At 36.2% G+C, this 14807-nt stretch carries 10 protein-coding genes; 8 read left to right on the top strand and 2 right to left on the bottom strand.

Features of this window, described 5'->3' with window-relative positions; translation table 11 throughout:
- Positions 1-29 precede the first annotated feature (29 nt).
- The 6 genes from recQ to A9G09_RS03080 all read left to right on the top strand — a co-directional run bounded on the left by recQ (position 30) and on the right by A9G09_RS03080 (position 10284).
- Positions 30-1859 carry a DNA helicase RecQ gene (recQ, locus tag A9G09_RS03105; protein ID WP_065633453.1) on the top strand — a complete coding sequence of 610 codons (1830 nt, stop codon included), beginning with the start codon at positions 30-32 and terminating at the stop codon, positions 1857-1859.
- A gap of 94 nt (positions 1860-1953) precedes the next feature.
- Entirely contained in the window at positions 1954-3186 is a 1233-nt protein-coding gene (locus A9G09_RS03100; protein ID WP_065633515.1) for a hypothetical protein, read from the top strand.
- A 133-nt stretch (positions 3187-3319) separates the two neighbouring features.
- Positions 3320-4498 (top strand): M20 family metallopeptidase, encoded by a 1179-nt coding sequence (locus A9G09_RS03095; protein ID WP_065633452.1) that lies wholly within the window; start codon positions 3320-3322, stop codon positions 4496-4498.
- A gap of 1052 nt (positions 4499-5550) precedes the next feature.
- Positions 5551-7044 carry a hypothetical protein gene (locus tag A9G09_RS03090; protein WP_065633451.1) on the top strand — a complete coding sequence of 498 codons (1494 nt, stop codon included), beginning with the start codon at positions 5551-5553 and terminating at the stop codon, positions 7042-7044.
- 741 nt (positions 7045-7785) lie between these two features.
- Positions 7786-9912 carry a DNA polymerase III subunit gamma/tau gene (gene dnaX / locus A9G09_RS03085; RefSeq protein ID WP_065633514.1) on the top strand — a complete coding sequence of 709 codons (2127 nt, stop codon included), beginning with the start codon at positions 7786-7788 and terminating at the stop codon, positions 9910-9912.
- A gap of 33 nt (positions 9913-9945) precedes the next feature.
- Entirely contained in the window at positions 9946-10284 is a 339-nt protein-coding gene (locus A9G09_RS03080; protein ID WP_065633450.1) for a YbaB/EbfC family nucleoid-associated protein, read from the top strand.
- Positions 10285-10383: 99 nt separating this feature from the next.
- Here the strand turns inward: A9G09_RS03080 and A9G09_RS03075 are convergent, their stop codons facing one another.
- Positions 10384-11187: a cold-shock protein gene (locus A9G09_RS03075; RefSeq protein ID WP_065633449.1), complete on the bottom strand. Its 804-nt coding sequence runs from the start codon at positions 11185-11187 to the stop codon at positions 10384-10386.
- Positions 11188-11547: 360 nt separating this feature from the next.
- On the opposite strand from A9G09_RS03075, the gene ruvA reads away from it, so the two are divergent.
- Positions 11548-12156: a Holliday junction branch migration protein RuvA gene (gene ruvA / locus A9G09_RS03070; RefSeq protein WP_065633448.1), complete on the top strand. Its 609-nt coding sequence runs from the start codon at positions 11548-11550 to the stop codon at positions 12154-12156.
- Between the two features lie 14 nt (positions 12157-12170).
- Positions 12171-13175, top strand: coding sequence for a Holliday junction branch migration DNA helicase RuvB (gene ruvB, locus A9G09_RS03065; protein ID WP_065633447.1), 1005 nt, complete (start codon positions 12171-12173; stop codon positions 13173-13175).
- Positions 13176-13274: 99 nt separating this feature from the next.
- Here ruvB and cysK read toward each other — a convergent pair whose 3' ends face one another.
- Entirely contained in the window at positions 13275-14240 is a 966-nt protein-coding gene (cysK, locus tag A9G09_RS03060) for a cysteine synthase A (protein WP_065633446.1), read from the bottom strand.
- Positions 14241-14807: the final 567 nt, after the last annotated feature.

Genomic DNA, 14807 nt, shown 5'->3' with positions numbered 1-14807 from the left:
TAATTAAGGAGCTATTTGTTTTGGTTAACATGTCGATAAAAGATCAGATAGAGGATGTTTTACATAATATTTTTGGATATAAATCATTCAGAAATCAACAAAAAGAAATTATTGAATCAATTATCGATGGTCGAGATACCTTAACAATTATTCCAACCGGTGGTGGTAAATCGTTATGTTACCAAATACCCGCCGTATTATTGCCAAGTACCGCTTTGGTTATTTCACCGTTAATTTCTTTAATGAAAGATCAGGTTGATCAACTTATTGCCAACGGTATTTCGGCAGCATATCTAAATGCGACTCAATCATCAGATGAACAGCAAGCCGTTATTGAACAATATTTATCACACTCAATAAAATTGCTTTATATTTCACCGGAAAGACTCGCTGTATCATCATTTTCTACTATGATTGAAAAACATCCCCCTTCATTAATTGCCATAGATGAAGCGCACTGTATTTCACAATGGGGTCATGATTTTCGCCCTGATTATCGCCAATTAGGACAGCTTTCAGCACGTTTTCCTGACATTCCCTTGGTTGCACTGACTGCAACAGCGGATAAGATGACTCAGACGGATATTATTCATCAATTAAAACTAGTGGATCCTTTAGTTGTTGTGCGTAGTTTTGATCGCCCTAATATCCGTTATACCGTAGTGGATAAATTTAATTTAACCGAGCAAGCGGTCTCTTTTATTGAAACACAAAAAGGCAATAGTGGCATAATCTATTGTTCAAGCCGTTCTAAAGTTGAAGATATGGCGACAAGGCTTGCTGCACGTGGTTTTTCTGTTATAGCTTATCATGCTGGTTTAACCAACAGCGAACGTTTACAGGCACAAGAATCTTTTTTAAAAGATAATGTACAAATTATTGTTGCAACAGTTGCATTTGGTATGGGAATTAATAAACCGAATATTCGATTTGTTATCCATGCAGATTGCCCAAGAACAATTGAAGCTTATTATCAAGAAACAGGACGAGCAGGGCGAGATGGCGTACCTGCCGAAGCAATATTACTTTTTAATGGCAAAGATTTAAATTGGTATCATCGACAAATTGCTGACAAAATGGATGGTAAGCATAAAGAGGTCGAGCAACATAAAGTTAATGCTATGGAATCATTTGCTCAAAGCTTAACTTGTCGGCGAATCGTATTGCTTAATTATTTTGGTGAAAATCACAGCGAGCCTTGTAATAACTGTGATATCTGTCTGTATCCGCCAGAAATGTATGATGGTTTAATTGATGCGCAAAAAGTTTTATCTTGTGTTTATCGGGTTGAGCAACGTTATGGCGCACAATATATTTCTGATGTATTACGAGGATCAGCTCGCTCGCAAATAAAAGAAAACGGACATGACAAATTGTCTGTTTATGGAATTGGGAAACAGCACTCAACAGATTATTGGTTAAGTGTCATTAGACAATTAATTTATTTAGGTTACTTAAGTCAAAATATTTCAACTTTTACAACGTTACAACTGACTCAAGAGGCACGAAAAATTTTAAGAGGTGAGATTAGCTTATCATTAGCTAAACCTCGACTAGAGATTGTGAAGAAGAGTCGCTTAAATCGATATGCTAGAGCAATTAACTTAACTACCATTTTGTCTTATGAAGAGCGTATTTTATTTAATAATCTAAAACGATTACGTAAAGATATTGCAGATGTTGAAGATATTGCACCATATGTCATATTTAGCGATGCGACCTTATTAGAAATGGTGCAAACTATGCCAGAAAGCAAAAAACAACTACTTAATGTTACAGGCGTAGGTAAAATTAAATTAGAGAAATATGGCAATTTATTTTTAGATGAAATTAACGATTTCATGATAAAAAATATATAACATCATAAATAATTAACTATAATAGCGTCTCTTAAGAAAACAAATTTATTAAAAAAGATAAAAAATGGAGCTTTTTATGTCACCGATGAATGACATGCCACAAATGTTAGCGCTCGTATTATTGTTAATTATTTTATATCTTGGCGATATTGTTTCAACCCGAACCAAAGCTTGGATCCCCTCTGTATTTATTTGTGCTGTACTTTTCTTACTTGGTTATTGGACGTTTTTCCCAAAAGATATCGTCGCTCGTGCGGGTATCCCAACTGTCGTTGCTGTAATGTTTATGTATTTACTGATCGTTAATATGGGCACACTATTATCGGTTAAGGAACTATTACTACAGTGGAAAACTATTTTAATTTCGCTGGCAGGAATTGTGGGGATCATTATTATTGCAATAATAGTGGGCTATCTATTCTTTGACTTTAATACCGTTGTTGTGGCGATTCCGCCTCTAGTTGGCGGCATTGTATCGGCCATTATTATGGCGAAAGGTGCAACCGATGCTGGATTACCTGATCTCGCTGTATTTGCCATTATTATCTATGTGATGCAAGGCTTTATTGGTTATCCGCTTACCTCAATCATGCTTAAACGAGAAGGGCGACGAGTGCTGAGCCAGTATCATGCAGGTACTTGGAATGCCAATAACGATCCAAAGTCATCGATTGACAAACAATCAGTGGTCGCAGATGATGAAAATCCGATGCCACGCATGTTTGCTAAAATTCCTTCCAGCTATAATTCATCTTATTTCATTTTTTTACGTATCGCAATTATTGGACTTTTAGCTTACTCTGTTTCTGAAATTTTAAAGCCAATTGTCAGTGTTAGCCCATTTGTCTTATGTTTACTATTTGGTGTTATTGCGGCATCGTGTGGCTTCTTAGAACGTCATCCACTCAAAAAAGCAGGTGGATTTGGTTTAGCGGTGATGGGATTAATGCTCTTTATTTTTGATACCTTAAGTAAAGCAACGCCTGAAATGCTAGTTCGATTAATTACACCACTTATCATCTTTATTTTATCTGCGGTGGTTGGCATGTTTATCTTTTCGGTGATTGTGGGTAAAGTTTTAAAAGTCAGTAAAGAGATGGCGTTTTCTATCGCACTTACTGCCTTATATGGTTTTCCTGCCGATTATATTATTACCAATGAAGTGATCAACAATTTAACTAAAGATCAGAAAGAAAAAGATGTGCTTACTAGCCATATGCTACCACCGATGCTGATTGGTGGATTTATTTCAGTCACAATAGTATCTGTGGTGCTTGCCGGTATCATGGTCAATATGATTGTCGCACCATCAGCGGTTACGCCTTAGCGACAGATATAATTGTGTTGATTGGCTAAAGTAACCGACACAATTAAAAAAGAGTAATGACATAAATAAGGATTAGATGATTGCATATCTAATCCTAAAAAATAGAATACATTGAAATATTAAAGGTAGTATCATGATAAATCCAGATATTAAAAAACTCGTTCAACAAAATATTGATGAAATGATTGCTTTTCGTCGAGACCTACATCGACATCCTGAATTACCGTGGGAAGAGTTTAGAACCACCGACAAAATAGCCGAACAACTTGATAAAATCGGTATTCCTTACCGCCGCACTAAACCAACAGGCATTATTGCTGATATCCAAGGTGGTAAACCCGGTAAAAGAATCTTACTGAGAGCAGATATCGATGCATTACCGGTGCAAGAATTAAGTACCAACATCGATTATAAATCAACAATTGATGGCAAAATGCATGCTTGTGGTCATGATACCCATGCTTCTATGCTACTGACTGCGGCTAAAGCACTTTATGCTATTCGCGATCAGCTAAAAGGTAATTTGAGATTAGTGTTTCAACCGGCGGAAGAAATCGCCCAAGGTGCAAAAGGCATGATTAAACAGGGTGTGCTTGAAGATGTCGATAGCGCTTTTGGCATGCATATTTGGTCACAAACACCTGTAGGGAAGGTGTCTTGTGTGGTCGGTTCTAGTTTTGCTTCGGCAGATTTATTAACTGTTCGTTTTAAAGGTAAAGGTGGGCATGGATCTATGCCACATGACACTATTGATGCCGTTATGGTCGCATCTTCATTTGTAATGAATATACAATCTATTGTCTCGCGCGAAGTCTCCCCACTTGATCCAGCTGTAGTCACCATTGGCAAAATGGATGTTGGTACTCGTTTTAATGTGATTGCCGAAAATGCGGTATTAGAGGGCACTGTACGCTGTTTTAATGTTGCTGTACGTGACAAAATTGAAGCAGCAATTCGTCGATATGCTAACCAAGTTGCTGCTATGTACCGAGCTACGGCCGAAGTTGAATATATTTACGGTACACTTCCCGTGATTAATGATAAAGAGAGTGCCTTATTAGCACAAAAAGTTATTGTCGAATCGTTTGGTGAACAAACCCTTTATTTTGAACCGCCGACAACTGGTGGTGAAGATTTTAGTTACTATACAGAAAACATTCCAGGCGCTTTTGCCTTGGTGGGTTCCGGTAATCCTGAAAAAGACACGCAATGGCCACATCATCATGGTTGCTTTAATGTTGACGAAGATGGTATGACCTTAGGTGCAGAATTTTATGCACAATATGCTTGGGCTTATTTAAATCAAAACTAAACGCCAAAAACTTGAATAAAAAGTTGATTTAGGCGGATACTCTGCCGAGCAAATGGCTTGGCAGCGTGATAATTCAACATATCAATTAACCTAACCCATTTCACAACTGCTGACAAATAGATTATTTAACAAATTAAATTTTGACAAAAAGCTTAAGGAAATATGTACGTTTTAGTATAAAAACATTGCTTGAATTCAACTACTAAGTATGAATTCAGCCTAAAAAAGGCTTCACAGGGTGTTTTATACTTAAGTTTTTTTCTTGGGCGATTACTTAAGTCCAATCGAGATGTTCATTTCCAATATAAATTTTGCCGAGTGAGGGAATTGGCCTAGAACATTCAGAATACTGAATAAGGTGAGGGCATACACGAGCTACGATTCTCACTGGTTTGTTAAATGACAATTTGTGAAACGAAAGCAGTAAAGCTGTGACCAGTATTCGAGCGGTTGTGGGGACAAACTTTTTATGGAACAAATTTGAAGATTAGTACATAGCGATAATAGCCTCGAAGAAGCAAGCAAAAATGGGCGATACGAGTAATTTGGGGAAGGCTCATAAACCTCCTTTTTTCTCGGTCGTTTTCACCGAAAAGAAAACATCACAAAACGACCAGTGTCCAAAATCTTAACCAATCTAAAATCCAAAAATTCTATTAAGAAATTTAAGAAATAAAAGGGGTGATATATTTTCGAATAAAAAATAATACGATATATTTCAAATATATCTTGCTATTTTACATTTCCTTACAAATAATTCGGCTGAATGAGTGGCTTTTTTTTATTATCCCCTTATAATTAAAACGATTAAGGCTTAATTTATAGCCGTTTAGCATAAAAAACCTAAATAAAATAAAAGATTAGTTGACGGATGGAACGCCATGCAGTATAATTATAGACACCAGCGCTGGCAAAACAATGTTTTAAAAACTCCCCAATCTCTCTCTAGGCTGAAATTTAATTCAATTCTTACTTCTACTTTTAACTTATTTCATCGAAACAGCGTAAATAATCATTGTTTTTTAGCAATAAGTGTAAACAAAAGATACGCTTTGAGCTCAGCGTTATCCTTAAGCTTAATTAAAGATATAAATTTAAGGTTAATCTTAACTTCACTAGGGGTTTATACTCAAACTCAAGCATCAGGTAGGTTATCTAAACTTGGTTTAGCTTGGATGCCGATGTTATTGTTGTTTTATTGCTCTAATACTCAAGCATTATCGGCAAGTACAACTGAATATATTCATGGTAATCCACCTTATTTAACCTTTGATAATGGGGTAACTAAGGTTACCACTACAGATGGTTTGTTATGGATTACTCTATCCGACGGTACTCACATTACACCAGCAACCAATACTTCAACCGCAGTCAACCCAATACAGCTGCCGGTAGCCAATCAGAGTTTCGCTGATATTGTTATGTCAATACCTACCAATACCAATTCCATTGCCTTAAGTGCTTTAATTGGTGCACCTTATAATTATTGGGGTGATGAAGATGGTGATGGTCAAGGTACTAATGGTATTGCTGCTACCGGTAATTTAAGCGTGCGTATTACCGATAAAGCCAATCATGCTGTGAGTCGTAGTGCTACTTTAGATATCTGTGATGCGCCTTATAAAGTGGAATTAACCAGTACTAATGGAAGTATAGCTACTCAGTATGGGCTGCCTAATAGTAGTAGTTTCAATGGTAGTTCTGCTGCTTATTATATCAGTCCTAAAGCCGCACCAAAAATCTGTTATGTCAAACCCAATCTGAATTATGGTGACGGCAAATACGCCGGTCCCGCCACTATCTGGAATCCGGATAAAGGTTTTCTGGTGCAATCCACTGAGCCATCAACTTACAGTCGTAACTTCCCCACTACTGGTATTAATAATCTGTATTTTGATTTAGACATAGGTGGTGTTAAAGGTTCAGCATTGACATGGCCAACAGTCAGCCAAGGCGGTATTACCGCCACCATGACGCCATCCCCCGATAATGCTAATAACATTCGCGTCACCCTCACGGGTCCGGCGGCAACAGCATCCCAAATCAATTCAGCCACACCGGGTAGCGTCGCTACTCCCATCTTGCCACAGACATTCGTGTTAGTCGGTAAAGATAGTCGTAATAAAACGGTATTAAGCTATGGCTTTGTGTTAAAACAGTGGTTCGTTAACCGTAGAAATAAACCAGATACTTATGCTAACACCTCATCCTGGTGTCGCAATTTAGGTGGTGGTTACCGCTTGCCACAGGTCAAAGACTTAACTAACTCGGTTTGTTCGGGAACTAGTTCAGGCTTTTTTTGCCAAGGAGCAGTGGGCGCTACGCCGTCATCGAATTGGAATGGTTACCAGCGTAATATTGGTGCAGGTTTGTTCACCGAATGGGGCAACATGAGCGATTATACCGCTGCCGGCTTCCTCTACTACTACGATTGGACAAGTGACATCAGCTCTCCGTACCCGTTGACTGTCTACTCGAGAGACGGCTACGTTATCAGGATCAACCCCAGCGACGCCATCAATGGGGGGATTTGCACTTATCCTTAATCCTTAAGTCGGGGGCGTTTAATAAGGAGTAATAAAGGTTAAGCAACAAAAGGGCAGTTTTAGCGGCAGGGGCAATCCGAGCCGATAGCATCGGCAAGCAGAAATGGATTATACGAGTAATTTGGGGGAGGGCACATAATCCCTTTTTTACTCGGGCGTTTTTACAAAAAAGAAAACATCACAAAACGACCAACGTCCAAAGTCTTAATCAATCTAAAATCCAAAAATTCTATTAAGAAATTTAAGAAACAAATTTGATTAATAAATGAAAATAATGACTGCCAAAAAGTTTAAGGAACCCTATGCGTTTAAACATAAAAAACAATCAATATTTAATTGGTTAAAATATTTTTTAAAAATTATTGAGGAGTCTATACAGTTTCATTTTACAAAAAAACTTGAATTCAAGTAACCCAACTACTACCCCTTTTTTTCAAGTTAATTTAAAATTTAATAAAATCGAAACATTAAAAAATCATCAAAAAAAAGGGTTTAACCCCCCAAAAATACCATTTACCTTTACACTAACAACGATTATAGTATCTCACGATCGCTCACAGCCGTATAGGCTGTTAAATAAACTTTACATCCAAAAAATCCTGACAGGAAGTTTAAGGAAAGTTATGCGTTTTAGTATAAAACATTGTCAAATATTAAATCGGTTATCGGCATAGTAAAGACTAATTTGACACATTATGATATGATAATTGGCAATTTCATTAGCAATTAGTAATGGTGATTATGAGTTATCAAGTTCTGGCACGTAAGTGGCGACCAAAATCATTTTCTGAAGTGGTTGGACAGCAGCATGTTTTAAAAATTTTATCTAACGCACTTTCGCTAGGACGCGTGCACCATGCTTATTTGTTTTCGGGTACTCGCGGCGTTGGGAAAACGTCTATAGCACGTTTACTAGCTAAAGGCTTAAATTGCGAAACAGGTATAACTGCAACGCCTTGCGGTGTCTGTGATAATTGTCGCGATATTGAACAAGGTCGCTTTGTTGATTTGCTTGAGATCGATGCAGCATCAAGGACTAAAGTCGAAGATACACGTGAAATTTTAGATAATATTCAATATTTGCCAACTAAAGGACGATTCAAAGTTTACCTAATTGATGAAGTTCATATGCTTTCACGTAGTAGCTTTAATGCTTTGTTAAAAACATTAGAAGAACCACCAGAACATGTAAAATTTTTATTAGCCACAACCGATCCACAAAAATTACCGATTACTATTTTATCTCGTTGTTTGCATTTGCATTTAAATGTACTTGATACCTCGTTAATTGCCGAACAGCTATCACACATTTTACAACTGGAACAGATCGAAAGTGATAGTAAAGCAATACAGTTATTGGCCAAAGCAGCTAACGGCAGTATGCGTGATGGGCTAAGTCTTACTGACCAAGCGATTGCTTTAGGTAATGGTAAAGTCGAAGCTGAGTCAGTTGCCATGATGCTAGGCACGTTAGATAAATCAATACCATTTTCACTAGTAGAGTCGCTTTATCACGGGGATGGTAATGCTTTAATGCAGCAAATTAATGTTGCTGCGACGCAAGGTGTTGATTGGGATAATCTACTTGCTGATAGCATTGCACTTTTACATCAAATAGCATTACTTCAAGTTGTTCCTACTGCACTGGGGGATTACAGTGACAATGAAGATCGCATACGCTTTTTAGCACAATATATGGCGCCAAATGATATCCAGTTGTTTTATCAAATTTTGTTGATGGGTAGAAAAGAACTTGCTTATGCACCTGATAAAAAAGTTGGTGTTGAAATGAGCTTTCTACGCGCGTTAGCCTTTATCCCTAAAACAACTGAGGCAGTTAAACCGCCTACACAGCAAGCTAAAGTTGCTGAGCAATCACCAAAAATGGCGGATAGCAAATCACAAGTTCCGCCAATGGTATCAAGTCAGCAAAATGAGCAACGTATTGAACCGAAGTCAAACTTACAAAGTACTTCAGTTAATTCGTCTAATGCTAAAGAACAACAAAAGTTGGAACCAATAAGGTCAACCACAACAGAAAAGATTGAAGCTGAACAAACGATAACAGAAGATGTAAAGGATAATGTTGCACCATCAGACTTAGTTATCCCTGATGATGCATCCTCGATCACTAAAAATATTTTAGAAATGAGAATGCAATTAATCAAAGAGGAGCAAAATACAAAAAAGTCTGAATCAGTGGCTGGAAAAGAGCAGTCACAAAATGGCGAGGAGCACTCCTCATTAGCGCGCATAAAAAACATTTTGCCATCAACTAACGAGCAAGAGAAAAATACTGAACTAGAAAGCCATACAATTAATGATAATGATGAAGAAGAGATTACTGCTGAAAATTATCAATGGCAATCCTATGGTCTGGTTGAAACTAAAGATGATATGGTTATCGATACAAAGGCTTTTCGAGAATCATTAAATGGTGATAAAACACCAGAAATGACTCAAAAACTTATTGGTGAAATGGCTCAAAAAGATAAGTGGTGTGCAGAGATCGAACAACTAGAATTGGCTCCGTTAATTAAACAAATAGCAATAAATTCATTTTTAGAACAAGTTGATGAAACTAATATAGTTCTGCATATGCGCTCGTCAGTTAAACATCTGATCAATTCATCTGTTAATACTAACAAATTAGAAAAAGCATTATCTAACCATCGACAACAATTAGTAAAACTCAAGGTAATGATTGATGATAATCAAGAAAATAAAACGCCTTTAGAAATGCGCGAAGATTTATATCAACAAAAGTTAGAACAGGCTAAGCAGATCATCAAACAAGATACTAAAATTGAGATGATTTGCCAATATTTTGAAGCGAAGATTGATGAAGCGAGTATTCGTCCTGTATAATTGGCAGCTAAATGTTTTAAAAGAGGAATAAATATGTTTTCAGGTGGAAAAGGTGGTTTGGGTAATTTGATGAAACAAGCCCAACAAATGCAAGCAAAAATGCAGCAAGCTCAAGAAGAGATCGCTAAACTGGAAGTGACCGGTGAATCAGGTGCTGGAATGGTTAAAATCACAGTCAATGGCGCACATAGCTGCAAACGCGTTGAAATCGACCCATCAATGTTAACAGAAGATGATAAAGAGATGTTAGAAGATCTTATTGCTGCCGCTTATAACGATGCTACTCGTCGTTTAGACGAGGCGCAAAAAGAGCGAATGGCACAAGTTACCGGTGGCATGCAATTACCACCAGGTTTTAAAATGCCATTTTAATGATTGCCGTTGAATATTGATTATTGTCGGTATAAAAATTAACTTTATCTAATTTAGTGGGAAGGCTAGTTTTCTAGTCTTCCCATTTATTTATAGAAATTATTTAGCAATAAAAATAAAATCATTCATTAATTTTTCATTATCATAGGTAATATCATGTAATCTTTTTTGGAATATTTTGCACAAATCATGAATTGATATTTCTTTGACTTTAACATTATCATAATCGCTGATTTCTTTGCTTTCACCTTTAGTGATAATCCAAACTTGTTTGCTTTTGCCTGTCAGCGGAATTGTTTTTGGAGTCGTTGGTCCATCCATTTTTTTTGTATTGAACGTTAAATGTGCTTTATGATTGAGTTGATTAATATAATTTTCTATTTGTTCTTCTTTAAATGCTTCATAATCTGATTTGAGAGTGCAATCATACATTACCGCTAAATTTTCAATAATAAAAAAGCCATCTGCTTTTCCGGCTTGATTTTCTCTATCAAATTGAAAAATTTTATTCAATCCAATTATTTTTAATAAGTTAAAAACAGAATCTTCAAAAGCGATTGGATCGGTGATGTTTTCGATTTGTCGTACCGAGTGTATTAATAATGCTTGATAAGTCTTAGCATCCATTTTATCAGGAAAGGAATTGGCATCCGATACATCAATATTCTCTTTTATTTTTCGCTCATCGATAAGTTTGATATCGGTTGCATATCTTTTGCCTGCGTCTTTTTCATTTGCAGTAAAACTAACTTTTGTACCTATTTTTAGTTCTTCGATGGGTAGATTATTGATATCTTTTTTAGCAAAATAGTAATCGTTCTTTTCATCTAGTGCTTTTATAAACCCATAATAGTTATCTTCATTATTCTTATCCGGACACAAATGTTTAATTTGACTAATCACGCATAATACTCCTTAATCATTCAAGTTATTCCTAGAAAACTGATGTTACTGATTATAATTTATAAGCATTACTATAAATAGATTTAGCACTATTTACCAGTGTCATGTATATAAATGATTATTAGGTTGTCTTTCAATAGTAAGTAATGACCAAAGTTGATATATGATTTTGCCTGTCTATTTATACAGTTTTTCTTTATTAATTATTTTGTATCAGGTAAACTACAAACTAGTTATTTTATAAATGTTGTTAATACTGACTATCAAATAATTTTTATTATTTTATTTAAGCGATATTTAAAATCTCGGTTATTGATAGTTAAAATTAAGTTAAATAATACTCTTTATTAAGGATTAAATGTGATAGGGCGTTTACGAGGACTCATTATAGAAAAGCAACCACCTAAAGTGTTAATTGAGGTCGGCGGTGTTGGCTATGAAGTATTTATGCCAATGACTTGTTTTTATGAGTTACCGGACAATGGTAAAGAAGTGATTGTATTAACACATTTTGCCGTTCGTGAAGATGCACAAATATTGTATGGCTTTAATCATGAGCAAGAACGAGAGCTATTTCGAGAACTGATTAAAGTGAATGGGGTAGGACCTAAATTGGCATTGGCGATCTTATCGGGTATGTCAGCCCAACAATTTATTAGTGCTGTTGAACAAGGTGAAATCAAAACACTTGTTAAATTACCAGGCGTGGGGACGAAAACTGCTGAGCGTTTGATTGTTGAAATGAAAGATCGCCTGAAACGATTTGGCGAAGATTTGTCCGCAACTAGTAGTATAATTTCATCAAGCGACCTTAAAAAATCGTCTAATCAAATTGAAAGCGAAGCAGTTTCTGCACTGATTGCACTTGGTTATAAACCGCAAGAAGCTAGTCGCATTATTAGTAAAGTCATTAAGCCAGAAATGGATAGTGAAACGCTTATTCGTGAAGCATTAAAATCAGCATTATAAAATAGGTCAAGGATATGATTGAAGCGGATCGTTTGATAGCTCCTCAGGCTCAAAAAGAAGAAGAATCATTAGATCGAGCAATTCGTCCTAAATTTTTGGATGAATATATTGGTCAACCGCATGTTCGTGAGCAGATGAAAATTTTTATTCAAGCTGCTAAGCAGCGACATGATGCATTAGATCATTTACTAATCTTTGGTCCGCCTGGTCTTGGAAAAACGACTTTAGCCAATATTGTTGCTAATGAAATGAACGTTAACTTGCGTACAACTTCAGGCCCGGTATTAGAAAAAGCGGGTGATCTGGCCGCTATGCTAACTAATCTAGAACCCAATGATGTGCTCTTCATTGACGAAATTCATCGACTTTCACCTATGGTTGAAGAAATTTTGTATCCTGCAATGGAAGATTATCAATTAGATATTATGATTGGAGATGGGCCAGCTGCACGTTCGATTAAAATCGATTTACCCCCGTTTACTCTGATTGGAGCAACTACTCGCGCCGGTTCATTAACTTCACCACTACGTGACCGCTTTGGCATTGTGCAGCGCCTAGAGTTTTATCGGGTTGAAGATTTGGAATATATTGTTAGTCGCAGCGCCAAATTTTTAGGTATGGATTTATCTCAAGAAGGTGCGCATTTAATTGCTAAGCGTTCTCGTGGCACTCCTCGAATTGCCAATCGTTTATTGCGACGAGTAAGAGACTATGCCGATGTAAAATCGAAAGGCATTGTTGATGAAACAATAGCAACTCAAGCGCTCGATATGCTTGATGTTGATAATGAAGGTTTTGATTTTATGGATCGCAAACTATTATTGGCGATCATTGAAAAGTTTATGGGTGGCCCTGTTGGTTTGGATAACATTGCAGCGGCAATAGGCGAAGAGCGTGAAACCATTGAAGATGTACTTGAGCCATTTTTGATCCAACAAGGTTATATTCAGCGCACACCTCGTGGTCGAATTGCAACGCCTCATGCTTACCGTCATTTTGGTATTATTCAAGATGTATAAAGTGGAACATATAAGTCTAGATGGACTGCACGATTGGTAAATGATTCGTTGATTATTCAGTATGTAAACCACCACCTTGTGTGGTGGTTTTCTTTTAAATCAGCCTAATTCTTTTTCAGTAAATATGCCACTAAAGAGATCCGTACTTAAATAACGTTCACCGGACGATGGTAAAATTACGACAATAGTTTTATTGGCATTTTCAGGTAAATTAGCTAACCTATCAGCGGCAAAAACTGCTGCACCCGATGATATTCCTGCTAAAATTCCCTCTTTTTCCATTAAAATACGCGCTGTTTCAATTGCTTCTTCGTTAGATACTTTTTCGACAAGATCGATTAAATTGAGATCCAAATTTGCCGGAATAAAACCTGCACCTATACCTTGAATTTTATGTGGACCAGGTTTGATAAGTTCGCCAGCTAGTGCTTGTGTGATAACCGGTGAGTTAGTTGGTTCGACCGCAACAGCAGTTATTTTTTTACCTTGTGTTTTTTTTATATAACGCGTGACTCCCGTAAATGTTCCACCAGTACCAACACCTGCAATAAAAATATCAACTTGGCCATCTGTATCTAACCAGATTTCAGGGCCAGTTGTTTTTTCATGTATTTCTGGATTAGCAGGATTACTAAATTGTTGCAACATAATATTTTTTTGTGGGTTACTAGCTACAATTTCTTCCGCTTTTTCTATAGCACCTTTCATACCTTTAGCCGCTTCGGTTAGCACTAAATTTGCGCCTAACGCTTTTAATAACTTACGTCGCTCGATACTCATGCTTTCAGGCATGGTTAATGTCAGTTTATAACCACGCGCCGCTGCAACGGCTGCAAGTGCTATACCTGTATTACCACTTGTTGGCTCAATTAGCTCAACGTCAGAGGTGAGTAAACCACGTTTTTCTGCATCCCAAATCATATTAGAAGCGATACGACATTTAACGCTAAAGCTTGGATTACGTGATTCAACTTTAGCTAAAATATTGCCCTTACCAAAGTGTTTTAATCGTACCAATGGGGTATAACCAATGGTTTGTGAATTATCATCAAATATTTTACTCATATTAAAATCCTTATTTGTCGCTTTAAAGGAAATAGCATTACATTATCAATTATTAACTATAGTGATTATTATAAATATAACGCAAAAAGATGATACTAATTAATAATTATAACAATATGCATTTTGGCTATATGGCATCGACTTGTTGTTGAATTTTTGAAAATATCCATTGATTTTAATTAATAGTATATTGCTACTAAGATCATAATGCATAACAAATTTAGTGGTTACATTGATATAGATTAAATTGATCAAAATTGTCTAATGATATGGTATTAATAAGTAATATTAACAGATGCATGATTGATGATTAATGTTTTATCGCGTGCATTGCCCTAACATTTATCAGCCAAATTTGATTGATATTTTAATATATTGAGTGTAGTAAGATTTTCTATTTATAAATGATTGATTTTTACTTTTTATCATTAAAATAATAAAACGATGGTAGCTTTATTACGTTAATTTGCTTTTGTTATGTTAAATCTTACTCCTTTTTAAATGCATAACTGTTTTCACTTATTATAAAAACGGTAACTCACTAAATAAGAACCAAATATATTATTT

This window comes from Gilliamella sp. wkB292, from assembly GCF_001690235.1.
Taxonomy (GTDB): domain Bacteria; phylum Pseudomonadota; class Gammaproteobacteria; order Enterobacterales; family Orbaceae; genus Gilliamella; species Gilliamella apicola_F.
Note: the sequence above shows the minus strand (reverse complement) of the source record. Positions and strands in the feature narration are given on the sequence as shown.